Raw genomic sequence first — 23,550 nt, forward strand, 5'->3', positions numbered from 1 at the left:
CTGCCTCTGCGACAATGCGGAGGCTTGAAAGGACATCGCGTGCTACAACCCAAGATGGCATCGGGCCTCGTCTGCCCAGTCTGCTATTCCAGGCTTGGCACAAGCCCGGTTGCCCTGACCTGCGAATCTTGCCCTGCCGCCTATCCCGTGCACAAAGGCGTTCCGTTCTTTGTCGAGTCGCCGGTGAGGGAGGGCTTCGACGCGAGCTTCCATGAAGAGGCGTATGCCGGTACCAGCACGCGCGCCCGAATGTACAATTCGCTGAAGCAGGTCATCACCAGCGAATATTCACCGCACGACACGCTGAATTCGTTTCTTGCGTCGATACCTCAGGGCTCGATGGTCGTGGAGTTCGGCTCCGGCGCACGGCGCGTCCGCCCCGATGTCCTCAACATTGACCTGTTCCCCACCCCGAACGTCGATCTGGTTGCTAATGTCGAGCACACGCCGCTTGCGAGCGATTCCATTGACGTCGTCATTCTGGACAGCGTGATCGAGCATGTTCCCAATCCGGCAGCGGTCGTCGATGAAGTGTTCCGTGTCCTGAAGCCGGGCGGAAAGTTGCTCTGCATCAACCCTTTCCTGTTCCCCTATCACGGCTATCCCGCCCACTACTGCAACTTCACAAAGGATGGGATCGAGCAGCTTCTGCAGCGGTTCGCAAGGGTGGAGGTCCAGACGCATCAAGGACCGACAAGCGCGATCGTCAACATCCTTTCGGAATATATCGGCGTCGTTATCGGTCGAGAGAACCGAACCCGCTACATGATAGCGAAAGCCGCAATCCTGACGCTGACATTCCCGTTGAAGTTTATCGATAAATTTCTGGTCGATCGCCCGGAGAGTCACCGGATCGCCAGCATGCTCAGCACCATCGCGACCAAATAGCGTGTCGTTGATCCGCGCTTACCGCCTCGTGACACGCCGGGATCCACCCATCTGCTACCAGCTGAGCAGTTCACAATAATTCGGCCGGTCCGGTGATGCCGATGCTCTCTTTGCCGTCGGGAAATGCCGCTTTGCCATGGCCGCGAAGTCCGAACGCGAAAACAAGACGACATGCTTGTCTCCGGTAATGTGCCGGTCCGCAAGAAGCGACAAGGTGGCGCGTATTCCACCAGGCTCGATGTCCTTGAGGATGATCTTCCGGCAGGCCCAGCGTTCGCAACCGGCGGCCAGCGATTTGAAGAACGCGTCGCGCCCATCGACCGGTACATGATGAATGACGTCGGAAATCGTGACGACATCGTAAGACCCTTGCACGCTGGAAAGGTCCGTCGCGGGCAGAAGTTTGACCTTTGCCCGATTTGCGTTGCTTAGAAACGCACCGATCGAAGGGGCGAGATCGCACATCGTAACCGTCAGGTCGGGGCGCCGATCGAGCAGCCGGTCGACAAGCGCTCCATCACCGCCGCCGATATCCAAAACCTTCGCGCCGTTCGGCAATTCGCGATCGAGAAAATCCGCGATTGCATTGAGATTGACGAAAACACGACGGTAGACGTCTCCGACCGGCTTGAAATGGCGGCCAAGAGCCCTGCGTATGATCTGACCTGGCGGTAACATTCTTATTCCTCGTTTCCCGCAAATTGCTGTGTGGCTGGGCGAGACGATGCCGTCGACGCGGTGGCGGGCCGCAGATTGAACCGTGACAAGATCGCCAGGTGCGCAACGACAACGTTCCAGATGAGCAATGCGACGGTGGCGATCGGAGACGCAATCGCAACACCAAGGCCAAGCCAGGAACAGAGAAGCACCATCATGGCTACCGAGATCGGGTAGGCCGCAGCCACGCCTGCCGCAAAACGCGCAAATGCCTTGAAGCGCAGCGGTTTGCCGAAGGTGAACCAGCTGTGCAGAGCGTAGCCGGTCGGCGTCACCGCCAGGAATGAAATCATGATGCCCAGCAGGTAGTGCCTGCCCAGCTGATCGACCGTAATCATGATGACATTGTGCGCAATTGCGCATATCGCTCCCACCACAATGTACCGCCATCCCCGTTCCAGAAGCGGTCTTTCGCTCTGGTCCACTCGGCTGCCGGCGATCCTGACAGAGCTGGACATTGCCTCAGAAAGCTCCTGTTAGTTTCGCGCGAAGCCGGCACATGACACGCTCACGCAGCCGCGAATCGCGCAAATAGCGCCTCAATCCCGTCGGCCCGAGCGACAGCATGATACGAAAGGCTCGATGCAAGGCCTTCAAGTCGCCGGCTGACGCAGCCGCCAGCGACACATTAACGCTGATCGATGCCCGAGCAGTAGATTCGATCCGGCGTCGGCTGCGCGCCGAAAGCCGGTCCAAATGGCGCTCCAGGACAGTCTGCATTTGCGAACGGAATTCGTTCGCGTCGCGCGATCCGGTTACGGTCAGCGAATCGCCATGAACCCGGAATGCCGTGGTTATCTCCTGATGATAAATGACGGGTCCGGCAACGGCGAGCTTCGCCCACATATCCCAATCAGCCGTATACCAGAGCCTCTCATCCATGCCCCCGCAGGCCAGCCACGCATTCCGACGAAATAACGGAGCAGGCACGGACACGAAATTCTGTACGAGAAGCCGTTCCAGCAAGAAGTCGGATTCGAGCACCTTGTCGCTCGGCAAGGGACAGTTCCAGCATCCCATTCGTCGGCCGTGGCGGTCCACGATCGCAGTCGGGGCCAAGTGAAGCACTGCTTCGGGCAGGTCCGCAAGCCAGCGTCGCGTGGCCTCGATGCGCCCGGGCAACCAAAGGTCGTCTTGGTGGAGTATGCAGACATAGTCGGCGGCGGCCAGCTCAACGCCCTGATTGGTCTTCGACTGCCAGGGCGCTAGATCCTTTCGCCGCAGCAGCCGGAAGGCCGGCCGGTGGAGAAATCGCTCGACAATGGCGGAAGTGGCGTTTGTCGGGCTGCTGTCGATGATGATTATCTCCAGGCCGTCGGTCGGCTCTGCAGCAAGCGAGTCAAGTGTCGCTCCAATCCATGCCGCCCCGTCATGGACCGGCATGACAACCGACAGAAAAGGCTTTGCGGCCGCGCGGCTTGCCGCTTGAATTTCCGCTCGCAAGGCTGCTGGAGGGCTAGAGCTCACGTCTGCTACTCAACGTATCAAGCAGCAATTTGAGCACGAAGCCGGACAGCACCATCGACATGCCGGCCACGCAGATGGTGGTGACTACAAAGGTCAGGTGCACCGATTGCTCCATGGGGCCGCCAACAAGAATCCAATGTAGCGCGAGTGACACATCGGCCGCGAAGCCGGTTGCCGCGAGTACGCCACCGGAAAAAACCAGCCATTCCAAAGGCCGGCCGCGCGTCAGCCATGGCACAATTCGACCGCTGTAGACCGGGTGGTAGATAGCGATTGCCACCTTTGCCAGCATACCGAACAGGATCGCTGAAAGGCCAATCAACGTCGCCATGGCCGAAAGCGCGACGAAGTGAATTCCAAAGTACCATCCGCCGATGCGAACAGGCCCAGCCGCGAGAACGGCAAGGCCGGCAATGCCAGCGATCAACAAGGTCAGCCCAGGCACGAGATACATGGTATCGGGCGCATGGGCTATGATCAGCCGCAGATGTCGCCAACCGTCCCGGAAGGAACGCAGATGCGGCGCGCGGTTGCGCTTGTCGGGGTAGAGCTTGATCGGCACTTCACGAATGGCGAGCCCAGCGCGATGCGCATTGATGATCATTTCCGAAGCGAATTCCATCCCTGGCGAGCGCGCGCCGATTTTTAGAAATGCCTCGCGCGTGAAACCGCGCATGCCGCAATGGAAGTCGCGGACCGGAGAGTTGTGCAAACAGCGAGCGATGGTGGAAAGGACAGGATTGCCGAGGTAGCGATGCAACGATGGCATGGCGCCCGGCTGGATCCCGCCGGCGAACCGGTCGCCCATCACAAGTTCCGCACCCTGTTCCAACGCATCGACGAAATCGCCGAGCTGGCTCCAATCGTAGGAATCATCGGCATCCGCCATGATGAGATATTTGCCTTCGGCCGCTTCGACCGCGGCACTGATTGCCGCGCCATAGCCCTTTACCGGCTGATGAACGACCCGCGCTCCCAGCTTTTGCGCAATCTCCACCGACTTGTCCGCGGATCCATTGTCGCCAACGACGACTTCCCCCTTGATGCCGCGCATAGAGAAGGCATTGAAGGCTTTGCGAATGCAAATGCCGAGCGTCAGTTCCTCGTTCAGGCAAGGAATGATTGCAGAGACGAGAACACGCTCGGTCCCCATGCCGGCCGTGAAAGCAAGCGCGACGTCGTCGATCCGAACCGTCGTGTTGCGCGCGATGCTCTCCATTGCGACCTCTATTCAGGCGTTCTGAGCAGACCAGCCCATTTCACAATTGACTTGCTGGAGTGTTGCGTATCGAAAATTGATTATTTTTGAATTTACGAAATACTCGGTAGTGTATTTATAGGCTGCGGCAAGCAAAGCTGGTGCGCTGTTGTGGTGCGCGACGCAGCCTGTCGCCTTCGTCCACTCTTTCGGCGAAGCGGGTTGCGTTTGTGATTTTCATCAACCCAGGACTGTCAACTATTTCAACGCCTTGGCTTGAGCCATAGCGGAGATTCAATGCGTCGAGAGATCGTCATTTGGCATTGACCCGAAGCCAGCATAAAAGCAAAACCGCGATTTCGGCAGTTCAAGCGAGCTGTTGTCGCAATCCCAAAACGGAGTTTTAAAAATGCTGTTTGCGTTGATTTGCAAGGACAAGCCCGGCAGCCTGCAGGTGCGGGTCGACACGCGGCCGGTCCACGTCGCCTTTCTCGAAGGCCTGAACGCCGACAACAAACTGGCCTTTGCCGGCCCGTTCCTCGACGCCGAAGGCAAGCCCAACGGCAGCCTCGTCGTCGTGGAAGCGCCCGATCTCGCCGGTGCGCAGGCGCTGTCGGCTGCCGACCCCTATGCCAAGGCCGGGCTGTTCGAAAGTGTCGAAATCCGCCAGTGGAACTGGACCTTCAACAAGCCGGCGGCTAGTTAGTTCCGACAGCGCCCTAGAGCGATCCCAGGAAAAGTGTGTAACGCGTTTCCGTCCGGAATTGCGCAAAAAATAGTAGTTGGAGCAAAGACATGAACTACTGGCTGTTCAAATCCGAACCTTCGGTCTTCTCCTTCGAGGCGCTGAAGGCCAAGGGCAAGGCCGGCACGCAGTGGGACGGCGTGCGCAACTATGCAGCGCGCAACAACATGAAGGCGATGCAGATCGGCGATCTCGGCTTCTTCTATCACTCCAATGAAGGGCTGAACGTCGTCGGCATTGCCGAAGTCTGCGGGCTTGCCCATCCCGACAGCACCACCGACGATCCGCGCTGGGAATGCGTCGACATCCGCGCCTTCAAGGATGTGCCGAACCCGCCGACGCTGGAACAGGTCAAGGCCAATCCGAAACTCGCCGAGATGGCGCTGGTGCGGCTTGGACGGCTTTCCGTACAGCCGGTGACGCCGGCCGAATGGAAGGAAGTCTGCCGCATGGGCGGCCTGACGCCGGCTCCGTGACGGTCCTCACGCCGAACAGCGCGAAAAAGTTCATTCTCGACAACACGGCGCTTATGTCGCCGCCGCATGTGCCGGAGATTGTCCTCAATCTGGCCGACGAAGCGCATGACCTCTGGCAGCGCACGGAGAACGAGCTGATCGAAATCGGCCTGCCGCCGCCGTTTTGGGCCTTTGCCTGGGCCGGCGGTCAGGGCCTTGCCCGCTACGTGCTGGACAATCCGTCGGATGTGCGGGGCAAACGCGTGCTCGACTTCGCCTCCGGCTCCGGCCTTGTCGCCATCGCCGCCGCCAAGGCGGGTGCGGCGCACGTGATCGCCGCCGACATCGACCCGTTCTGCGAAACGGCGATCCGCCTCAACGCAGAGGCCAATGGCGTTGCCATCGACTTTTGCGGCACGGACTGCATCGGCACCGACGCCGGCTGGGACGTGGTACTGGCCGGCGACGTCTTCTACGACAAATCCTTCGCCGACACGCTGATGCCGTGGTTTTCGACACTGAAGGCGCGCGGCGCTGACATCCTCGTCGGCGATCCGGGCCGCTCCTACATGCCGAAGGCGGGACTGGAGCCGCTCGCAGTCTACGAAGTGGCGGTGACGCGGGCGCTGGAGGACGCCCTGGTCAAGCGCACCACGGTGTGGCGCTTCGCTTGACGGCATTGCCGAACAGGCGTTCCATCGCGCATTGATTTGAAGAACACGCATGTCGTTATCCCAGAACCGTCAGGCTTTGGGCTGCATGCTTGAGGGGAGGACTTTATGGATATTTCAGTGGTGAACTGGCTGGCGGTGGTTGTCGCGGCCGTCGCGGCGTGGCTGTTTGGCGCCGTCTGGTACACGGCCCTCAGCAAGCCTTGGATGAGGGCGGCCAGGATCGATCCGTCAACGTCAAAGAAATCGATATTGCCCTTCATCATCTCCTTCATCGCCGAGCTGATCATGGCGCTGGTCTTAGCCTTGGTCGTCGGCGCGATGACCGGCGGCGAGCCGGTCCTTGTCGCAGGGCTGGTCTTCGGCTTCGTCCTCTGGCTGGGTTTCGTCGCCACGACGCTGACGGCCAACCATCGCTATGAGAATTTCGGCTGGGACCTGACCCTCATCGACGGCGGCCACTGGCTCGGCGTGCTGTTGATCATCGGCGCGGTGATCGGCTGGTTCGGGACGCCGGTCGCCGGCTGAGGCCTGCAGAAGTCGTCAGGTCTGCGTCCTGGCGACTTCGTCGAGGATCCATTCACGGAAAGCGATGATGCGCGGATCGTTGGCAGTGCTCTCGGGATAGACCAGGAAGTAGCCGAACTCCGGCCCCACGCGCAGACCGAGTTCAAAGGGCTGCACCAGCCTTCCCTGGGAAAGGTCGTTTGCCACCATGGCGAACTCGGCGAGCGCCACGGCATTGCCGTCGAGCGCCGCCTGCACGGCATCGGTAGAGGTTCCAAACACGATAGTCCGGCTGTCGTCGAAATCGTTGATGCCGGCCGCGGCCATCCACATGCGCCAGTTCGGCCATGTCACGCCTTGGCGCGACCATTCGATATGGGCAAGCGTGTGGTTGAAGAGGTCGCGCGGTTCGCGCAGCGGCGGGCCGGAGGTCAGCAGGCTCGGGCTGCACACCGGAATGAGGATGTTGTCGAACAGGCGATGGGCGCGAAGCCCCGGATACTTGCCGACCCCGAACCGGATGCCGACGTCGACGTCGTCGAGTTCGAAATCGCGCACTTCGTAGCCGATGTCGAACCTCAGTTCGATACTGGGCTGAAGTTTGCGAAAATCGTCGACGCGCCGCATCAGCCATTTTGACGCGAACTGCGCGTCGAGCGTCACCTTCAGCAATGCCGTGCCGCGCGTCAGCTTGCGCGCCCGCGACACCGCCCGGTTGAGCAGGTCGAGCGCATCGATCGAGGCCTCGAACACCACCGTACCTGCCTCGGTCAACCGGATGGTACGACTGGTTCGCGTGAACAGCACCAGCCCGAGCTGATCCTCGATTTCCTTGATCTGGTGGCTGACCGCCGCCGGCGTCAGCCCGAGCTCGTCGGCAGCGCGGGTGAAATTGAGGTGGCGGGCGGCGGCTTCCAGAGTCCTCAGCGCGCGCGTTCCGGGCAACAGACGGGACATCACCGTATCCTCAAATAAAACTTGACGATCCGAAAAGAACTACCCGTTTCTCTCATGGATTTCAATGCGGCATGATGCATCCATCGAAACACCATCAAGCCGGATTTGATATCTGGCGGAACACGGAGCGCATCATGTCCATCTTCGTTTTGAACTCGCCAGCAGCTCGCTCGAACTGGTTGCATGCCCTAACGGACTGGCTTCGCCAGGCGAAAGTCGCCATCAACCTGCCGCGCCAGGACGTGGAGGATCTGTCGGATCGCCAGTTGCGCGACGTCGGCGCGCAGCGCAAGGACGTGACGCGGGCCGTGGACCGGGAACTCGGCAGGCTTGGATTGCTGGACACTGGGTGGCAGAAGCCGAGAAGGCGTTAGGCAATGGAGAGTAGTGAGTAGTGAGTAGTGAAGGATTGAAACGACGCCGACACCATCCTACTCCCTACTCCCTACTCCCTACTCCCTACTCCCTACTCCCTACTCCCTACTCCCTACTCCCTACCTCACCACCCTCACCACCGTCCGGTCCGACACCAGCGGCAACAGCCGCGCCATTGTCCGCGCCGTCACCGCCACGCAGCCTTGCGTCGGCGTGAAGCCTGGGCGCGCCAGATGGAAGAAGATGGCGCTGCCGCGGCCGCGCCGGCGCGGCGCTATGTTCCAGTCGAGCACCAGGCAGGCGTCATAGAGGCGGTCGTCGCGCCGCATTCGCTCATGGCTGGCGCCATAAGGGATTTTCACCGGCCGGTTGTAGTTGCGGTCGTCCGGCACCTCGCACCAGCCGAGATCGGCGCCGATCGGCGCCATCGCCAGCCGGGTTTTGCGGCCGGCCGCGAAATGATCGCCCCGAAAATATCCTGACAAAATCCGCATCTCGCCAAGCGGCGTCGCACCGTCGCCTTCGCGCTTATTGGCCGAGATGCCGCCGCGTCCGAGCGCACAGGCAAACACCTTGCTGCCGGCCTGCAATATCCCCTGGCTGGGGTAGCCCGGCCTCGCCCGAACCACCAGCACGCGCAGCCCTTTCGGCAAAATTGCGCCGGCTGCATTGCGATCGCGTTTTTTCTTGTATGATCGTGTCACGGAACAAATCACTGTGATCGGACTGTTGCGCCGGTCAGCTTCCGCATAAATGGGGGGCGGTCAACTGAAAATTCTTTTCAAAACAATGGATTGATCCATGACATCACGTACCATTCTGATCGTTGACGACGATGACGACCTGCGCGGAACCCTCGTCGAGCAACTGGCCCTTTACGAAGAATTCGAGGTCTTGCAGGAAGCGACCGCCGCCAAAGGCGTCGCCGCGGCGCGCGGCGGGCTCATCGACCTGCTCATCATGGATGTCGGGCTGCCGGACATGGATGGCCGCGAGGCGGTGAAGATCCTGCGCAAGGGCGGCTACAAGGCGCCGATCATCATGCTGACCGGCCACGATACCGATTCCGACACAATTCTGGGCCTCGAGGCCGGCGCCAACGACTATGTCACAAAGCCGTTCCGCTTCGCCGTGCTGCTCGCCCGCATACGCGCACAACTGCGCCAGCACGAGCAGAGCGAAGACGCCACCTTTTCGGTCGGGCCCTACACGTTCAAGCCCAGCCAGAAGCTTCTGATCGACCAGCGCGGCGGCAAGGTGCGGCTGACCGAGAAGGAAGCCTCGATCATCAAATATCTCTATCGAGCCGACCAGAAGGTGGTGACGCGCGACGTCCTGCTCGAGGAAGTGTGGGGCTACAATTCCGGCGTCACCACGCACACGCTGGAAACTCACGTCTACCGGCTGCGCCAGAAGATCGAGCGCGATCCTTCCAATGCTGAAATTCTTGTGACAGAAAGCGGCGGCTACAAGCTGGTTCCTTAAACTTTTCATTGTTCAATAAGCGGTCGGGGCGGGACTGTTTCGGGGAGGATCCGGCTGGGGGAGCCTGGATCGGCCCGCTGCGCAGATTGAAGTGTTAGAGCGTCCTTTGCGCGTTCAATTGGACACGCGGCGCTCTAAGGGAGGGATTGGACTGACCGTTCGGGGACGCAGCTAGAGATGGCGCTGGATGACGACATCCGCATCCTGTCCGCCGTGAAGCTCTTTGAGGGTTTCACGCAGGAACAGCTGCGCCTGCTCGCCTTCGGCGCCGAAGCCACCCATCTGCAGGCCGCCCGCAAGCTGTACCGCGAGGATGACGAAGCCGACTCGGCCTATATCGTGGTCAGTGGCCGCATCGTGCTCTACCGGGAGCAGGATGGCGACCGCATCCCGATCGGCACCGCCGGCCCCGGCACGATCCTCAGCGAACTGGCGCTGATCGCCGACTCAAGACGGCTGACCAGCGCCTCGGCCGAGACCGATTCGGAAGTGATAAGGTTGAGCCGCAAGATGTTTCGCCGCATCCTGGAGGAATATCCCGAGGTGGCGGTGAAACTGCACCAGCGCATCCTCGATGATTTCCAGGCCATGATCGCCCGCATCGAGAAGCTGGCGCCAAGGTTTGGCGGGTAGGTCCCCGCGACCGCGCTCACGCTTCGGTGTGTCGAGATTCAGGTCAGGCCGAGTCGAAAATGGCTGATACCGAGAACCGGAGCGGAGCGTACTCAAAGTACGCGAGCACCGGAAGCGCAGGTATCGGCCATTTGCAGGCCGGCCTCACCTGAATATCGGCCCGCCTAATCCAGGTCGAACCGCGCAATCACCGGCACATGGTCCGAGGGCCGCTCCCAGCCACGCGCCTCTCGCAGGATCTCATAGCCGGCAAAGCTCGGCACCAGGTTCGGTGACGACCAGACATGGTCGAGCCGGCGGCCGCGGTTCGAGGCTTCCCAGTCCCGCGCGCGATAGCTCCACCAGGTGTAGAGCTTCTGCTCTGGCGGCACGTCGAGCCGCATCAGGTCGACCCAGTCGCCGGCGATCCGCATCGCGTCGAAATTTTGCGTCTCGACCGGCGTGTGGCTGACGACGTTGAGCAATTGCTTGTGCGACCAGACATCGTGCTCCTGCGGAGCGATGTTGAGGTCGCCGACCAGGATCGAGGCCGACACCTCGTCATGCGCGGCGCGGATGGCGTTCATCTCGGCAACGAAATCGAGCTTGTGGCGGAACTTGCGGTTGATCTCCGGATCGGGCTCGTCGCCGCCGGCCGGCACGTAGAAATTGTGGACCAGGATTGCCTTGCCGCCGGCCTGCACCTTGACCGACAGATGCCGGCTGTCATCGATCTCGCAGAAGCGCCGTTTCTCGACAATCTCGATCGGCCGCCGCGCCACCGTCGCAACGCCGTGATAGCCCTTCTGGCCATGGAATGCGATGTGCTCGTAGCCGGCCTTGCGGAACGCCTTTTCCGGAAACAGCTCGTCGGGAACCTTCGTCTCCTGCAGGCAAAGCACATCGGGCGCCTGCTCCGTCAGCAGCCGCTCGACGATCGGCATGCGCAGGCGCACGGAGTTGATGTTCCAGGTGGCGATGGAGAAGGGCATGCGGCGGTCCGAACAAGGTCGCCGATCTACTGCCAGCCTAGCGCCACAAACACAAGCCAGCCTTTGCGGGCGGCGGCTCTGATTCAGGTCAGGCCGAGTCGAATGGCGGTCTCCGAGAACCGGAGCGGAGCGTACTTAAACCACGTGAGCACCGGAAGCGCAGGAGATCGCCATTGGCAGGCCGGCCTCACCGCATCTAGCGCTGGTTGGTGTTCAGCTCGCGGTTCGCCGCATAGTCGATGGCAAAGGTGTCCGCAGGGAAGCTGACGCCTTCCTTGGTGTTGTAGATCATCACCGTGGTGTCCTTGCCCTGCGCGTCGGTGATGGTCCACTGGCGCAGATCATAGGATTTCGGATCGAACATCATAGTGATCTTCGAATTGCCGAACACCGACTTGTCGGCAAGCTGGATGGTGGTGAGGTCGCTCTCTTCCTTGATCGATTTCACGCGGCCCCCCGAGAGGTCGATCTTGGTGTCGAGCAACAGCTTCAGCGGCGTCTTCGACAACGGATAGAGATCGGACGTTTTCAGACGCTTGTTGAGGATAACCACCGACTTGCCGTCGGAAATCACCCGGAAATTCGACTTGCCGTCATAGTTGAAGCGAATCTTGCCTGGCCGCTCAAGGAAGAACTTGCCGCCGGTCTGCTGGTTGTTGGGGCCGAACTGGACGAACTCGCCGCTCATCGATTTGACCGAGGAGAAATGGTCGGCGATCTTTTGCGCCGTCGGCGGCACCGCCGCCTGCGCCGAGGCCAGGAGCTGGAACCCCGGCACGACGTTGATGGCCGCGGCGCCGGCAAGCATCAGGCCAAGGCCGAGCAACTGGCGACGGTTTGGAGCGAAATCGCTGATCGCGGAAAGATCGTTTTTCATGCCGGTCACTCTCGTGTGGTGTGTGTCTCGTTGCAGTCCGTGGACCCCCAGTTAGACTTAAGTTTGGCGGGCCGGACAGCGCTCAGTCGCTGTAACGCGCCAAAAGGTTCAAGGTTGCCGCCGGGCCGTATCGGCTGATCAGAACTTGTCGTCCTCGGTCGGCACCAGGATTTCGCGTTTGCCGGCATGGTTGGCCGGGCCGACAATGCCTTCCTTCTCCATCTTCTCGATGATCGAGGCGGCGCGGTTGTAGCCGATGCCGAGCCGGCGCTGGATATAGCTGGTCGACGCCTTGCCGTCGCGCAGCACGACCGAGACCGCCTGGTCGTAGGGATCGTCGGAATCCTCGAAATTGCTGTTGCCGCCACCACCAGCGCCGCCCTTGCCCGACGGCTCGTCATCGTCCTCGCCGTCATCCTCGGTGATGGCGTCGAGATATTCGGGCACGCCCTGCAGCTTCAGATGGGCGACGATCTTCTCGACCTCGTCGTCGGCGACGAACGGGCCGTGCACGCGCTGGATGCGGCCGCCGCCGGCCATGTACAGCATGTCGCCCATGCCGAGCAGCTGCTCGGCGCCCTGCTCGCCCAGAATGGTGCGGCTGTCGATCTTCGACGTCACCTGAAAGGAGATACGGGTCGGGAAATTGGCCTTGATGGTGCCGGTGATGACGTCGACCGACGGACGCTGCGTCGCCATGATGACATGGATGCCGGCCGCGCGCGCCATCTGTGCCAGGCGCTGCACCGCGCCTTCGATGTCCTTGCCGGCGACCATCATCAAATCGGCCATCTCGTCGATGATGACGACGATGTAGGGCATCGGCTCGAGATCGAGGTTCTCGGTCTCGTAGATCGCCTCGCCGGTCTGGCGGTCGAAGCCGGTCTGCACGGTGCGCGAGATTTTTTCGCCCTTCTTTTCAGCCAACTGCACGCGCGCGTTGAAGCCGTCGATGTTGCGCACGCCGACCTTGGACATCTTGCGGTAGCGGTCCTCCATCTCGCGCACCGTCCACTTCAACGCCACCACGGCCTTCTTCGGGTCGGTGACCACCGGGGTCAGCAGGTGCGGGATGCCGTCATAGACGGAGAGTTCGAGCATCTTCGGGTCGATCATGATCAGCCGGCAGTCCTGCGGCGTCAGCTTGTAGAGCAGCGACAGGATCATGGTGTTGATGGCGACGGACTTGCCGGAGCCGGTGGTGCCGGCGACCAGCACATGCGGCATCTTGGCGATGTCGACGATCACCGCCTCACCATTGATGGTCTTGCCCAGCGCCAGCGCCAGCTTGGACTTGGTCGTCTCGAAATCGCGGCTGGCCAGGATCTCCCGGAGATAGACGGTCTCGCGCTTGGCATTCGGCAATTCGATGCCGATGGCGTTGCGGCCGGGCACCACGGCGACGCGGCAGGCAATCGCGCTCATCGAGCGGGCGATGTCGTCGGACAGGCCGATGACGCGCGACGATTTGATGCCGGGCGCCGGCTCCAGCTCATAGAGCGTGACGACGGGGCCGGGCCGCACCGCGATGATCTCGCCCTTGACGCCGAAATCCTCCAGAACGCCTTCGAGCAGGCGCGCATTCTGCTCCAGCGCGTCCTTGGACAGGCTGGCGTCGCGCACCACGTTCTTCGGCTCCGACAGGAAATGCAGCGACGGCATTTCGAATGTTTCCGAGCCAATCAGCGAGGTCTGCGCCTCGCGCTGGACGCGCGCGCCCGGAGCGGGACGCGGCGCAGGTGCGGCGACGCGGGTCGCTGCATCGGAGCGGAAGTTCTGCACCTTGGCGTTCGTCGCGGCACGGCGCTGGACCGGCTCGTCGTCGAGTTCGACCTCCTCGTCGCCATTGTCGAAACCGGCATCGAGGACGTCGTCATCGTCCGGATCGACGGAAACGCTGCGGTCATTGACCATGGCGGCGAAGAACTCCGGCTCGACGCGGGCGCGGCCATCCGGGCTCATCCGCGCTTCGGCGAATTCCGCCGATTCGACCCGTTCGGCGGCGCGGCGCCATGCGGTGGAGCGCTGCTCCATCTCCGGCTCGAACTCGTCGCGCTCCTGCTGGCGGCGCACAGCCCGGCGATGCATCCAGGCGCGGAAAGACAGCCACCAGTGGGTAACGGCGCCGAGCGCCAGTATCCCCTCGTCGCCCTCGTCCTCGTCTTCGTCGAAGAGCAGGTCGTCCTCTCGGGGATCGGGCTCCGCGGTGCGCTCCATGACGGCAAAGCCGTTCTTGCGCGCAATCAGCGCCGAGCCATAGGCAAACAGCCACAGCGCCGGCGCAATGAGCACCATGGCAATGATGCTGGCAACGATGCCGGTCGGGTAGCCGCCAATGACCACGCCCGGAATATTGAGCACCATGTCGCCGAACACCCCGCCGAGGCCGGTCGGCAACGGCCACGTCTTGGGCGGCACCACGCAGCCGGCCATCGCCGCCGCGAGCAGCGCGAAGCCGAACCAGGCAAGGCCGCGCTTCGGCAGCCTGTCGACGCCGCGCGCCGAAAACAGGAGAAAGCCCCAGATCACCGCCGGCACCAGGGCGGCGACCGCGGCAAGGCCGAAGAACTGCATGGCGAGGTCGGAGAATACCGCGCCCGCATAACCCATGGCGTTGGTGACGATGTTGTCGGTGGCGTGCGAGAAGCTGGGATCGGCGACGTTCCAGGTCGCCAGCGCCGCGACGCCAAAGGCGACCAGCGCAAACAGGCCGGCGCCGACCAGCCGCCCGACCTGGCGCCGCGCGAATGCCTGGATGCCGTGCCCCGTATCGGTCAGCGCGAGCGGTGCTGAAGCCCCTGAACGCATGCTTCGTTCCCCGTCTGTCATGGACTGGCCGGGCGCATGACGCACTCCGGCAGATTCGGATGTCAGACTATCGGGGGGAAGGTTAAGGCCGCATTAACTATACGGCAGCCGGAGCCACGATCTTGCTCACTCCACTGTAGGCAGTCTCAACAGTCCGGAACCAATCCGGTCGACGTCTCCCCGCTGGCGGCCATCACTAGAACGTGATTGCGCAGGGACCGAGACCTGCCAGCACGGTTGCCAAAAAGAGAGGCCCGGAATGACCCGGGCCTCAAAGCGTGAACTCCTTTCGGGAGCGTCACGACGGGATGGGAGAATGCGGGGCGGCCGAAGCCGCCCCGCGGTGCTTACGAGTGGTAGGCCGCTTCGCCATGCGAAGTCAGGTCGAGGCCTTCGCGCTCGGCGTCGGCTGTCGGACGCAGACCGATGATCAAGTCGACGACCTTGTAGAGGATTGCGCTGCCGATGCCCGACCACAGCAGGGTTACCAGGACGCCTTTGCCCTGTGCCAGGAGCTGCGTGGCCGTGCCGGCATAGCCGGCGGCGAAGTCGGCCGTCGAATAGTCGACGATGCCGGCGCCGCCGAGGGCGGGATTGACCAGAATGCCAGTGCCGAGCGCACCGATGATGCCACCGACGCAGTGGACGCCGAAGACATCGAGGCTGTCATCATAGTCGAACGTGTTCTTCACCACCGAGACGAAGAAGTAGCAGACGAAGGTGGCGACGATGCCAAGCACGATAGCGCCCATCGGGCCGGCAAAACCTGCAGCCGGCGTAATCGCGACGAGGCCGGTGACCGCGCCCGAAACACCGCCGAGCATGGAGGCTTTGCCGCGCAGCAGCGATTCAAGCACGATCCAGGCCACTGCCGCCGCCGCCGTGGCGACGAAGGTGTTGATCATCGCCAGCACCGCATAGGCGTTCGCTTCGAGGTTCGAACCGGCGTTGAAGCCGAACCAGCCGACCCACAGCAATGAAGCGCCGACCATGGTCAGCGTCATCGAGTGCGGCGCCATGATGTCCTTCTTGTAGCCGATGCGCTTGCCGATCATCAGCGCGCCGACGAGACCGGCAATGCCCGCATTGATGTGAACGACCGTGCCGCCGGCGAAGTCGATGGCGCCGAAGCTGAAGATCAGGCCGGACGGGTCGGCATAGGCGCTCGGGCCGCCCCAGAACCAGACCATGTGCGCGATCGGGAAGTAGATTAACGTCACCCATAGGATAACGAAAAGGATCAAGGCGGAGAATTTGACGCGTTCGGCGAATGCGCCGACGATCAGGGCGGGCGTGATGCAGGCGAAGGTCATCTGGAAGACGACGAACACCAGTTCAGGAATGGCGACGCCCTTGCTGAAGGTTTCCGAAAGCGTCGATACGTTGACGCCGGAGAGAAACATCTTCGAAAGGCCGCCGACGAAGGCGTTGCCCGGGGTGAAGGCGAGGCTGTAGCCGTAGAAGACCCAGATGATCATGACCACGCTGGTGATGGTGAAGACCTGCATCAGCACCGACAGCATGTTCTTGGTACGAACCAGGCCGCCGTAGAAAAGCGCAAGGCCGGGAATGGTCATCAACAGCACCAGCACGGTGGAAATCATCATCCACGTGGTGTCGCCCTTGTCGACGGTAAAAGCCGGCGCTGCTGGCGCTGCCGCCGCGACGGCGGGAGCCGCCTCCTGCGCGAAGGCAGCAACCGTGCCCAATGCTCCGAGCGCTAAGGAGCCCAGCAGCGCGGAGCGCGCCACTGACTTCAAGGTGGAAGGTATATTCATTGAACTCTCCATTGGAATACGTGTTCGCCGCTCAAAGTGCGTCGGTGTCTGTTTCGCCGGTACGGATGCGCACCGCCTGATCGATGCCGAAGACGAAGATCTTGCCGTCGCCGATCTGGCCGGTCTTGGCCGCCGCCGTGATGGCTTCGACGGCCTTGTCGACCAGGTCTGTGCTGACCGCGACTTCGATCTTGATCTTCGGCAGGAAACTGACCGCGTATTCCGCCCCGCGATAGATTTCCGTGTGTCCCTTCTGACGCCCGTAGCCTTTGACTTCGGTGACGGTCAGGCCCTGGATGCCGACGGTGGTGAGTGCTTCGCGCACCTCGTCGAGCTTGAACGGCTTGATGATTGCCATCACGATTTTCATAAGGTCTCACCCTTTGCTGTTGCGGTCCCCCGCGTTTGCACACCTTCACCGATCCCAAAAAGCCCGGAGAGTGCCCAACAGGATTCAAGCTCCGTGCCAGTTGCCGAAGCAGGGTGTTAACTCATTGTAAATAAACGGATCGCTCGAGTCCCGGCGCCACGGTGCGCACTGTCAACGGACAGTCACTGATTAAAAAGTGGGCAATTTTTCGAAAATGCCTATTCCGCAGGCGGCCGCTTCAGCCGGATCAGGCCTTCCTGGGCAACCGAGGCGATCAGCGTGCCGTCGCGGGCAAACAGCGAGCCGCGGGTGAAGCCGCGCGACCCCTGCGTCGACGGGCTGTCCTGCGTGTACAGGATCCAGTCATCGAGCGGATGGCTGCGATGGAACCACATCGCATGGTCGAGGCTCGCCGCCTGGATGTCGCGGTCGAAAATGGCGCGGCCGTGCGCAAAGGTCGACGTGTCGAGCAGCGTCATGTCGGAGAGGTAGGCAAGCACCGCCGCCTGGATGCCGCGGTCGGCCGGCACCGGCCCGGTGGTGCGGATCCAGATGTTCTGCTGCGGCTCCAGCTTTTCGCGGCTGGTGTAATGCTTCAGCATCACCGGCTTCATCTCGATCGGCCGGTCACGCTCCCAGTAGCGCTTGATGCCGTCCGGCACCGCCTCGCCGAACTTGCCCAGCAATTCGCGCTGCGACAACAGGCTGTCGGGCGGCGGCACGTCGCGCGGCATCGGCAGCTGATGCTCAAGGCCAACCTCGTCCTGCTGGAACGAGGCTTCCAGCGAAAAGATCGCCTGGCCGTGCTGGATCGCCACCACGCGCCGCGTGGTGAAGGAGCCGCCATCGCGGATGCGGTCGACCTCGTAGACGATCGGCACCTTGGTGTCGCCGGGCCGCATGAAATAGCCGTGCAGCGAATGCACGTGGCGCTCGGGCTCGACCGTGCGCTGCGCGGCGACCAGCGCCTGGGCGATGGTCTGGCCGCCGAAAACGCGCTGCCAGTCGAGCTTGGGGCTGCGACCACGGTACAGATTGTGTTCCAGCTGCTCGAGGTCGAGAATGCTGAGAAGCTCGTCCATGGCCGCCGTCATGCTTCGTGACCTCGCCGTAAGATGCTATGGCGGTTTCCGACAGGAATGGCGGGCAGTCAAGGCCGGAATGCCCCAGTGGGCGGGGATGGTCGAGACTTCGAAAGGAATTGACATGGCGAACCGCAACCCGGACGCAAAAACCCCGCTCGACGTGCTGGTCGCTGGCGCCGGCTATGTCGGCCTCGCCGCCGCCGTGTCGCTGAAACAGGCGCGGCCGGGCCTCGCCGTGGCGGTCGTTGATGCTGCCCCCGCCGGCGTCTGGCAGAAGGACCGCCGCGCCTCGGCGATCGCCGCCGCCGCCTGCCGCATGCTCGACCAGCTCGGCGTCTGGCAGGAAATCGTCGGGCAATCGCAGGCGATCACCGAGATGATCGTCACCGATTCGCGCACCGCCGATCCGGTGCGTCCGGTGTTTCTCACCTTCGATGGCGAGGTCGCGCCGGGCGAACCGTTCGCCCACATGGTCGCCAACAAGGACCTGAACAGCGCCTTGCGCCGCCGCGCGCAAAAGCTCGGCATCGACATCATCGAAGGTGTCGCGGTCGCATCGTTCGACGGCAATGGCGCCGGCATCACCGTGCATCTGGCCGACGGCGCGGCGATTGAGGCGCGGCTGCTGGTCGCCGCCGACGGCGTCAATTCCAAATTGCGCGACATGGCCGGCATCAAGACGGTGAAATGGGAATATGGCCAGTCCGGCATCGTCTGCACGGTGGCGCATGAGCGCCCGCACAATGGCCGCGCCGAAGAGCATTTTCTGCCGGCCGGCCCGTTTGCAACGCTGCCGCTCAAGCCGACCGAGGACGGCACCAACCGTTCGTCGCTGGTCTGGGTCGAACGTTCCGAGGATGCCGAAAAGCTGGTCTCGGGCGACGACCTCGTCTTCGAGCAGGAGCTTGAATTGCGCTTCGGCCTGAAGCTCGGCGAAATCCGCGTCACCGACAAGCCGCGCGCCTGGCCGCTCGGCCTGACCATCGCGCGCGCCTTTGTCGCCCCGCGCATCGCGCTTGCCGGCGACGCCGCGCACGGCATCCACCCGATCGCCGGCCAGGGCCTCAATCTCGGCTTCAAGGATGTGGCGGCCCTTGCTGAAGTGGTGGTCGAGGCCGATCGCTTGGGACAGGATATCGGCGCGCTCGACGTGCTCGAGCGCTACCAGCAATGGCGCCGCTTCGACACGGTGCAGATGGGCGTCACCACAGATGTGCTGAACCGGCTGTTTTCCAACGACATCGGCCCGCTGCGCCAGCTCCGCGACATAGGCCTCGGCCTTGTCGAACGGATGCCCAGGCTGAAGGAGTTCTTCATCCGCCAGGCGTCGGGGTTGTCCAACGGCACACCACGGCTGCTCAAGGGTGAGGCGATTTAGGCCGGGAATGAGTGCCGCTTTGTCATAGACGCGGCTCGGCTCCTGACATCAGCCGCGCAATGTTGGCGCGGTGGCGCACGATCACGTAGATGCCGCCGGCGATGACCAGCAACCGGTAGGGCAATGGTTGTTCCATGCCGCCGACGAGGGCGATCGCGGTGAGCGCCGCCAGCATCGAACTCAGGGACACAATTCGGGAAACTGCCAACACCACGGCAAATGCCGTCGCCGCGCCTAGACCCACAGGCCAGGACATCGCCAACAAAACACCCAACCTCGTCGCAGCCGATTTGCCGCCGGTGAAATTCAGCCAGATCGAACGGCTATGCCCTAGCAAAACAGCGAGTCCGGCCAGGCATACAACCCAGGGAGCCCAAACGGGCATATCAGATATTGCCGACGGCGGCGTTGCGGAAGACCAGAAACAAAACCAACGGGCAAAGATGACCGCTGCCGCCCCTTTCAGCACGTCCACCAGAAGCACCACCAATGCTGGCCATTTCCCGAGTGTGCGCAATACATTTGTCGCACCGGTGGACTTGGAGCCGTGCTCCCGGATATCGATGCCCTTAAGCAGTTTCCCCGCCAGGTAGCCGGCAGGCGTAGAGCCGATAAGGTAAGCGGCAGCCGATCCTACCACGCTCGCTATCCAGAATGACATGCGGCCCGGGCTGTTTCTCAGTTGACCTCAAACCCCAGCTTCTGCCGCAGTCGCAGCATGCGTTGGTCGGCGACCTTGAAACTCTGCTCGCCGCTCTTGGCAACACGATCCAGCATCTGCAGCAGATCTTCGCGCTCGTGGGGATCGAGGCGCTCGCGCAGGAAGGGCGCCAGCTTGTCGATGACGATCGTCGTGTCGTCGATCTGCGCCGCGGCCCATTTGGCGTAGACGACGGCTTCATCGGTCTTCTTCTGGTTGTCCGCAATCTGCGAGATCACCTCGCGGATGACCGTTTCGCGCTTCGGCAGGATCGGGCCGTGCTCCGCTGCCAGTGCGGTGATCAGCGTTGCCGCCGCCACCACCGGATCGTCGATCGCCGTCAGCGGCGACAGCGCCGCCTGCTTGCGCAGCTTCTTGCGCCTTATGTTGCCCTGGACGCGGCCGACGACGTCGGCGACCTCGCGCGCGGCTTCGTTCATGGCCTTCATGCGATACCACCAGAACGCCCCGGCTCCCAGCACGCCGAGAATAGCAATCAGGAAAGGCATGTCGAATTCCCCCGAAAATTGCGGCGACGATAGGAGAACTCCGGCGGTGCTTCAACACGCAAGAATTGTATCTGATGAGAAAACAGAGCTGGCCCCCTAATCATCCAGACGCCGAGATCGGACGTCCTGGGTTCAGATCGCTCGTCACAGGCCCTAATGATGCAACCGCTTGGCGATAACGCCGACTTCGCATCCCACCCCACCCCACCTGCAAGATATTTCACATACTGATATTTCGTTCGCCGTCATTGACATGCCATAAATCCCGCCGTATTCAATCTCGCCAGAGATTTCATCTTATGAAATTTCTTGCAAAGCTGATGCGACGAGGCTTTCATCGTCGGGGAACCTGGAGGAGAGAATGAACAGGATTGGGTTGGTGGGCGCGCTGAGCGCCGCCGTGATGACGTTGACCTTGGCGATGCCAGCGTCGGCAGAGAGCAAGTTTCAGTGCAAGCCGGATGAGACCTACGTGATGAACGTCATGGTCTCCGCGCATCCCTATTGGGTGCCGGTCTATCAGGGCTTCAAGCAGGCGGCTGCGGCGATGGGCTGCAAGACAGTGTTTTCGGGCACGCCGGACTATGACATCGCCAAGCAGATCGCTTCCTTCGAACAGGATCTGATCAAGAAGCCGGCCGGCGTGCTGCTGCACCCGATGCAGGCCGACCCGTTCATCGAGCCGATCAACCGCGCCATCGAGAACGGCACCACCGTCGTCACCTTCGCCGCCGACTCGCCAAAATCCAAGCGCGTCTCCTACATCACCTCGGACAATCTGGCGGAAGCCAAGTTTGCCGCCGAGGAGATCGTCAAGCAGGTCGGCGACGATGCCGAATATGGCGTGCTTGAGAACCCCGGCCAGAGCAACCACGATCTGCGCGTCACCGCCTTCATCGACTATCTCGCCAAGAACCATCCGAAGATGAAGCTGGTCGGACGCCAGGCCTCCAATCAGGACGCCAATGTCGCCAACAAGGCGGTGGCCTCGATGCTGCAAGCCAACCCGAACCTCAAGGCGCTTTGGATTCCGGAAGCCGGTTCGGCCGAAGGCGCGGTCGCGGCCGTTCTCGAAGCCAAGGCCAAGGTGCTGATCATGCACGCCGACATCACCCCGGCGACGCTGGAGCAGATCAAGGCCGGCAACATCCACATGGCGCTGAGCCCGAACCAGGGCATGCAGGGTTATCTCGGCTTCGTCGCCACCTTCATGGCGGCGCATCCGGAGCTGATCGACCCGTTCAACGACTACAAGACGTCGGGCCACAACCCGATGAGCATCCCCTTCGCCGATAACGGCTTTGCCGTCATCACCAAGGAGAATGCCGACTCGTTCGACCTGAACAAGTACATGCAGGGCCGCGATCCCAGCTAATCGCGTCCATCAGGCAATCGCGCCATCCGGCGCGGTTGCCTTATCCCTCCCTGAGCAGGTGAGCACACAAGTGGAAAAACCGGCCCTCCTCAAAATATCCGGCCTCAGCAAATCGTTCGGCCCTGTCCGTGCGTTGCGAGATGTCGGGTTCGAACTGCGCGCCGCCGAAATCCACGCCATTGCCGGCGAGAACGGCGCCGGCAAGTCGACGTTGATGAAGGTGATCGACGGCATACTGCCGCCCGACAGCGGCGACATCCAGATCGATGGCCGCTCCGTTTCGATCCCCTCGCCGCTGGCGGCGCAAAAGCTCGGCATCGGCTTCGTTCATCAGGAGATCGCGCTCTGCCCCGATGTCTCGGTGGCCGAAAACATCTTCATGTCGATCACCAACGCCAGCAAGGCGCTGCTGATGAATTATCGCGACCTCGAGAAGCGCGCTGCCGCGATCCTGGCGCGGCTTGGCAACATCGATCCGACCGCGATGGTGCGCAGCCTGTCGATCTCCCAGCAGCAGCTGGTCGAGATCGCCAAGGCGCTGACGCTCGATTGCCGCATCCTCATCTTCGACGAGCCGACCGCCGCCCTGACCGAGCGCGAGGCCAAGAAACTGTTCGAGATCATCCACCAGCTTGCCGGCGAAGGCATCGGCATCATCTACATCTCGCACCGCATGGCCGAAATCTTCGAAAACTGCGACCGCGTCACGGTGCTGCGCGACGGCCGGTACATCACCACGCTCGACATATCGGCGACGACGCCCGAACAGGTGGTGGCGTCCATGGTCGGCCGCGTCATCGACAGCCTCTATCCCGAGAAGCTGCGCGACGACGAGCGGGCTGAGGAGATCCTGCTCGAGGTTAACAAGCTCTCGGAAGCAACCACCTTCCGCGACATCAGCTTCCAGTTGCGCAAGGGCGAAATCCTCGGCATTGGCGGCCTGATCGGCGCCGGTCGCAGCGAGATCGTTCGGGGTATCTGCCGGCTGGAGGGTCAGGTGACCGGCAATGTCAGCCTGCATGGCAAGCCGCTGTCGCTGGCCCATTATGGCGACAGCATCGCGGCCGGCATCGTCTACCTCTCCGAGGACCGCAAGGGCGACGGCTTGTTCCTCGACATGTCGATCGCCGCCAACATCTCGGCGCTGGCGGTGGATCGGATCTCGACGCGCTTCGGCCTCATCAACGACCGCCGCGAGAAGCAGCGGGCGGAAACCATCGGCAGGCAGCTGTCGCTGAAATGCGGCCATGTCGGCCAGCCGGTTTCGACGCTCTCGGGTGGCAACCAGCAGAAGGTGGCGATCGCCAAGATGCTGTCGGTCGACCCGAAAGTGATCTTCCTCGACGAGCCGACGCGCGGCGTCGATGTCGGCGCCAAGGCCGAAATCCACCGGATCCTGCGCAAGCTGGCGCGCGACGGCGTCGGCATCGTGGTCATCTCGTCGGAACTGCCGGAACTGATCGGTGTCTGCGACCGGGTGCTGATCGTACGCGAGGGACGCATCACCGGCGAGGTCACCGGCGCGGAAATGACCGAAGAAAACATCATGGTCCTGGCATCGCTTGCCGATGACGGCCGGCAACGGAGCGCCGCATGAGCAT

The 23,550-nt window shown here is 62.2% G+C and carries 25 protein-coding genes; 11 read left to right on the top strand and 14 right to left on the bottom strand.

Annotation, left to right across the window (positions count from 1 at the left end; translation table 11 throughout):
* The first annotated feature begins 39 nt into the window (after nucleotides 1-39).
* The gene (locus X733_RS155990; RefSeq protein ID WP_155924177.1) at nucleotides 40-888 is read left to right on the top strand and encodes a methyltransferase domain-containing protein; all 849 of its coding nucleotides are present in this window, start codon (nucleotides 40-42) and stop codon (nucleotides 886-888) included.
* A gap of 54 nt (nucleotides 889-942) precedes the next feature.
* Here X733_RS155990 and X733_RS155985 read toward each other — a convergent pair whose 3' ends face one another.
* Genes X733_RS155985 through X733_RS155970 form a run of 4 tightly spaced genes read right to left on the bottom strand, consistent with a single transcriptional unit; the run spans nucleotide 943 to nucleotide 4,291 of the window.
* Complete coding sequence (locus tag X733_RS155985) at nucleotides 943-1,566, bottom strand: class I SAM-dependent methyltransferase (protein ID WP_023818298.1); 624 nt, start codon at nucleotides 1,564-1,566, stop codon at nucleotides 943-945.
* 2 nt (nucleotides 1,567-1,568) lie between these two features.
* Complete coding sequence (locus X733_RS155980) at nucleotides 1,569-2,063, bottom strand: GtrA family protein (protein WP_081740622.1); 495 nt, start codon at nucleotides 2,061-2,063, stop codon at nucleotides 1,569-1,571.
* 4 nt (nucleotides 2,064-2,067) lie between these two features.
* Nucleotides 2,068-3,072 (bottom strand): glycosyltransferase, encoded by a 1,005-nt coding sequence (locus X733_RS155975; protein WP_023818300.1) that lies wholly within the window; start codon nucleotides 3,070-3,072, stop codon nucleotides 2,068-2,070.
* Nucleotides 3,062-4,291 carry a glycosyltransferase family 2 protein gene (locus X733_RS155970; protein WP_023683906.1) on the bottom strand — a complete coding sequence of 410 codons (1,230 nt, stop codon included), beginning with the start codon at nucleotides 4,289-4,291 and terminating at the stop codon, nucleotides 3,062-3,064. The genes X733_RS155975 and X733_RS155970 overlap by 11 nt, the downstream gene beginning before the upstream one ends.
* A gap of 388 nt (nucleotides 4,292-4,679) precedes the next feature.
* Between X733_RS155970 and X733_RS155965 the strand changes: the two genes are divergently transcribed.
* The 4 genes from X733_RS155965 to X733_RS155950 all read left to right on the top strand — a co-directional run bounded on the left by X733_RS155965 (nucleotide 4,680) and on the right by X733_RS155950 (nucleotide 6,669).
* Nucleotides 4,680-4,976, top strand: coding sequence for a YciI-like protein (locus X733_RS155965; protein WP_023670486.1), 297 nt, complete (start codon nucleotides 4,680-4,682; stop codon nucleotides 4,974-4,976).
* Nucleotides 4,977-5,065: 89 nt separating this feature from the next.
* On the top strand, nucleotides 5,066-5,491 hold the full coding sequence (locus tag X733_RS155960; protein WP_023683904.1) for an EVE domain-containing protein: 426 nt from the start codon (nucleotides 5,066-5,068) through the stop codon (nucleotides 5,489-5,491).
* Nucleotides 5,446-6,144, top strand: coding sequence for a methyltransferase (locus X733_RS155955; RefSeq protein ID WP_023702382.1), 699 nt, complete (start codon nucleotides 5,446-5,448; stop codon nucleotides 6,142-6,144). The genes X733_RS155960 and X733_RS155955 overlap by 46 nt, the downstream gene beginning before the upstream one ends.
* A gap of 105 nt (nucleotides 6,145-6,249) precedes the next feature.
* Nucleotides 6,250-6,669, top strand: a complete 420-nt coding sequence (locus tag X733_RS155950; protein ID WP_023818301.1) for a DUF1761 domain-containing protein — start codon at nucleotides 6,250-6,252, stop codon at nucleotides 6,667-6,669.
* 15 nt (nucleotides 6,670-6,684) lie between these two features.
* Here the strand turns inward: X733_RS155950 and gcvA are convergent, their stop codons facing one another.
* Nucleotides 6,685-7,605, bottom strand: a complete 921-nt coding sequence (gene gcvA / locus X733_RS155945; RefSeq protein ID WP_023818302.1) for a transcriptional regulator GcvA — start codon at nucleotides 7,603-7,605, stop codon at nucleotides 6,685-6,687.
* Between the two features lie 134 nt (nucleotides 7,606-7,739).
* Between gcvA and X733_RS155940 the strand changes: the two genes are divergently transcribed.
* Complete coding sequence (locus X733_RS155940) at nucleotides 7,740-7,979, top strand: hypothetical protein (protein WP_023818303.1); 240 nt, start codon at nucleotides 7,740-7,742, stop codon at nucleotides 7,977-7,979.
* Between the two features lie 120 nt (nucleotides 7,980-8,099).
* On the opposite strand, the gene X733_RS155935 is transcribed toward X733_RS155940, so the two are convergent.
* Nucleotides 8,100-8,636: a L,D-transpeptidase gene (locus X733_RS155935; RefSeq protein ID WP_196813718.1), complete on the bottom strand. Its 537-nt coding sequence runs from the start codon at nucleotides 8,634-8,636 to the stop codon at nucleotides 8,100-8,102.
* A gap of 145 nt (nucleotides 8,637-8,781) precedes the next feature.
* Here X733_RS155935 and X733_RS155930 point away from each other — a divergent pair, with 145 nt between their 5' ends.
* Both X733_RS155930 and X733_RS155925 read left to right on the top strand, forming a co-directional pair.
* Nucleotides 8,782-9,465, top strand: coding sequence for a response regulator transcription factor (locus X733_RS155930; protein WP_023818305.1), 684 nt, complete (start codon nucleotides 8,782-8,784; stop codon nucleotides 9,463-9,465).
* Nucleotides 9,466-9,642: 177 nt separating this feature from the next.
* Nucleotides 9,643-10,098, top strand: a complete 456-nt coding sequence (locus tag X733_RS155925; protein ID WP_023818306.1) for a cyclic nucleotide-binding domain-containing protein — start codon at nucleotides 9,643-9,645, stop codon at nucleotides 10,096-10,098.
* A gap of 164 nt (nucleotides 10,099-10,262) precedes the next feature.
* On the opposite strand, the gene xth is transcribed toward X733_RS155925, so the two are convergent.
* From xth to tesB, 6 genes are all read right to left on the bottom strand, one after another.
* On the bottom strand, nucleotides 10,263-11,069 hold the full coding sequence (xth, locus tag X733_RS155920; RefSeq protein WP_023670495.1) for an exodeoxyribonuclease III: 807 nt from the start codon (nucleotides 11,067-11,069) through the stop codon (nucleotides 10,263-10,265).
* Between the two features lie 196 nt (nucleotides 11,070-11,265).
* Nucleotides 11,266-11,946, bottom strand: coding sequence for an outer membrane lipoprotein carrier protein LolA (locus tag X733_RS155915; protein ID WP_023670496.1), 681 nt, complete (start codon nucleotides 11,944-11,946; stop codon nucleotides 11,266-11,268).
* 138 nt (nucleotides 11,947-12,084) lie between these two features.
* Complete coding sequence (locus X733_RS155910) at nucleotides 12,085-14,754, bottom strand: DNA translocase FtsK (protein ID WP_023698379.1); 2,670 nt, start codon at nucleotides 14,752-14,754, stop codon at nucleotides 12,085-12,087.
* 347 nt (nucleotides 14,755-15,101) lie between these two features.
* On the bottom strand, nucleotides 15,102-16,532 hold the full coding sequence (locus tag X733_RS155905; protein WP_023818307.1) for an ammonium transporter: 1,431 nt from the start codon (nucleotides 16,530-16,532) through the stop codon (nucleotides 15,102-15,104).
* Nucleotides 16,533-16,563: 31 nt separating this feature from the next.
* Nucleotides 16,564-16,902 (bottom strand): P-II family nitrogen regulator, encoded by a 339-nt coding sequence (locus tag X733_RS155900; protein ID WP_023818308.1) that lies wholly within the window; start codon nucleotides 16,900-16,902, stop codon nucleotides 16,564-16,566.
* A gap of 218 nt (nucleotides 16,903-17,120) precedes the next feature.
* Nucleotides 17,121-17,996, bottom strand: a complete 876-nt coding sequence (gene tesB, locus X733_RS155895) for an acyl-CoA thioesterase II (RefSeq protein ID WP_023687727.1) — start codon at nucleotides 17,994-17,996, stop codon at nucleotides 17,121-17,123.
* Between the two features lie 112 nt (nucleotides 17,997-18,108).
* On the opposite strand from tesB, the gene X733_RS155890 reads away from it, so the two are divergent.
* Nucleotides 18,109-19,365 (top strand): ubiquinone biosynthesis hydroxylase, encoded by a 1,257-nt coding sequence (locus tag X733_RS155890; protein WP_023726060.1) that lies wholly within the window; start codon nucleotides 18,109-18,111, stop codon nucleotides 19,363-19,365.
* A gap of 22 nt (nucleotides 19,366-19,387) precedes the next feature.
* Here the strand turns inward: X733_RS155890 and plsY are convergent, their stop codons facing one another.
* Nucleotides 19,388-20,026: a glycerol-3-phosphate 1-O-acyltransferase PlsY gene (gene plsY, locus X733_RS0134360; RefSeq protein WP_031193169.1), complete on the bottom strand. Its 639-nt coding sequence runs from the start codon at nucleotides 20,024-20,026 to the stop codon at nucleotides 19,388-19,390.
* A gap of 17 nt (nucleotides 20,027-20,043) precedes the next feature.
* Entirely contained in the window at nucleotides 20,044-20,574 is a 531-nt protein-coding gene (locus X733_RS155885; protein WP_023670503.1) for a hypothetical protein, read from the bottom strand.
* A gap of 403 nt (nucleotides 20,575-20,977) precedes the next feature.
* On the opposite strand from X733_RS155885, the gene X733_RS155880 reads away from it, so the two are divergent.
* Nucleotides 20,978-21,949, top strand: a complete 972-nt coding sequence (locus tag X733_RS155880; RefSeq protein ID WP_245274405.1) for a substrate-binding domain-containing protein — start codon at nucleotides 20,978-20,980, stop codon at nucleotides 21,947-21,949.
* Nucleotides 21,950-22,019: 70 nt separating this feature from the next.
* The gene (locus tag X733_RS155875; RefSeq protein WP_023818310.1) at nucleotides 22,020-23,546 is read left to right on the top strand and encodes a sugar ABC transporter ATP-binding protein; all 1,527 of its coding nucleotides are present in this window, start codon (nucleotides 22,020-22,022) and stop codon (nucleotides 23,544-23,546) included.
* The last annotated feature ends 4 nt before the right edge of the window (nucleotides 23,547-23,550 follow it).

This window comes from Mesorhizobium sp. L2C066B000, from assembly GCF_000502335.1.
Taxonomy (GTDB): Bacteria; Pseudomonadota; Alphaproteobacteria; order Rhizobiales; family Rhizobiaceae; genus Mesorhizobium.

Excerpts from the sequence above, each read along its gene's own strand:
- gcvA (WP_023818302.1), bottom strand. The coding sequence starts at position 7,605 with ATGTCCCGTCTGTTGCCCGGAACGCGCGCGCTGAGGACTCTGGAAGCC.
- X733_RS155930 (WP_023818305.1), top strand. The coding sequence starts at position 8,782 with ATGACATCACGTACCATTCTGATCGTTGACGACGATGACGACCTGCGC.
- X733_RS155955 (WP_023702382.1), top strand. The coding sequence starts at position 5,446 with ATGGAAGGAAGTCTGCCGCATGGGCGGCCTGACGCCGGCTCCGTGACG.
- X733_RS155925 (WP_023818306.1), top strand. The coding sequence starts at position 9,643 with ATGGCGCTGGATGACGACATCCGCATCCTGTCCGCCGTGAAGCTCTTT.
- X733_RS155985 (WP_023818298.1), bottom strand. The coding sequence starts at position 1,566 with ATGTTACCGCCAGGTCAGATCATACGCAGGGCTCTTGGCCGCCATTTC.
- X733_RS155880 (WP_245274405.1), top strand. The coding sequence starts at position 20,978 with ATGACGTTGACCTTGGCGATGCCAGCGTCGGCAGAGAGCAAGTTTCAG.
- X733_RS155965 (WP_023670486.1), top strand. The coding sequence starts at position 4,680 with ATGCTGTTTGCGTTGATTTGCAAGGACAAGCCCGGCAGCCTGCAGGTG.
- X733_RS155890 (WP_023726060.1), top strand. The coding sequence starts at position 18,109 with ATGGCGAACCGCAACCCGGACGCAAAAACCCCGCTCGACGTGCTGGTC.
- X733_RS155970 (WP_023683906.1), bottom strand. The coding sequence starts at position 4,291 with ATGGAGAGCATCGCGCGCAACACGACGGTTCGGATCGACGACGTCGCG.
- X733_RS155900 (WP_023818308.1), bottom strand. The coding sequence starts at position 16,902 with ATGAAAATCGTGATGGCAATCATCAAGCCGTTCAAGCTCGACGAGGTG.
- X733_RS155950 (WP_023818301.1), top strand. The coding sequence starts at position 6,250 with ATGGATATTTCAGTGGTGAACTGGCTGGCGGTGGTTGTCGCGGCCGTC.
- xth (WP_023670495.1), bottom strand. The coding sequence starts at position 11,069 with ATGCCCTTCTCCATCGCCACCTGGAACATCAACTCCGTGCGCCTGCGC.
- X733_RS155960 (WP_023683904.1), top strand. The coding sequence starts at position 5,066 with ATGAACTACTGGCTGTTCAAATCCGAACCTTCGGTCTTCTCCTTCGAG.
- X733_RS155910 (WP_023698379.1), bottom strand. The coding sequence starts at position 14,754 with ATGCGTTCAGGGGCTTCAGCACCGCTCGCGCTGACCGATACGGGGCAC.
- X733_RS155915 (WP_023670496.1), bottom strand. The coding sequence starts at position 11,946 with ATGAAAAACGATCTTTCCGCGATCAGCGATTTCGCTCCAAACCGTCGC.
- tesB (WP_023687727.1), bottom strand. The coding sequence starts at position 17,996 with ATGACGGCGGCCATGGACGAGCTTCTCAGCATTCTCGACCTCGAGCAG.
- plsY (WP_031193169.1), bottom strand. The coding sequence starts at position 20,026 with ATGTCATTCTGGATAGCGAGCGTGGTAGGATCGGCTGCCGCTTACCTT.
- X733_RS155885 (WP_023670503.1), bottom strand. The coding sequence starts at position 20,574 with ATGCCTTTCCTGATTGCTATTCTCGGCGTGCTGGGAGCCGGGGCGTTC.
- X733_RS155940 (WP_023818303.1), top strand. The coding sequence starts at position 7,740 with ATGTCCATCTTCGTTTTGAACTCGCCAGCAGCTCGCTCGAACTGGTTG.
- X733_RS155980 (WP_081740622.1), bottom strand. The coding sequence starts at position 2,063 with ATGTCCAGCTCTGTCAGGATCGCCGGCAGCCGAGTGGACCAGAGCGAA.
- X733_RS155905 (WP_023818307.1), bottom strand. The coding sequence starts at position 16,532 with ATGAATATACCTTCCACCTTGAAGTCAGTGGCGCGCTCCGCGCTGCTG.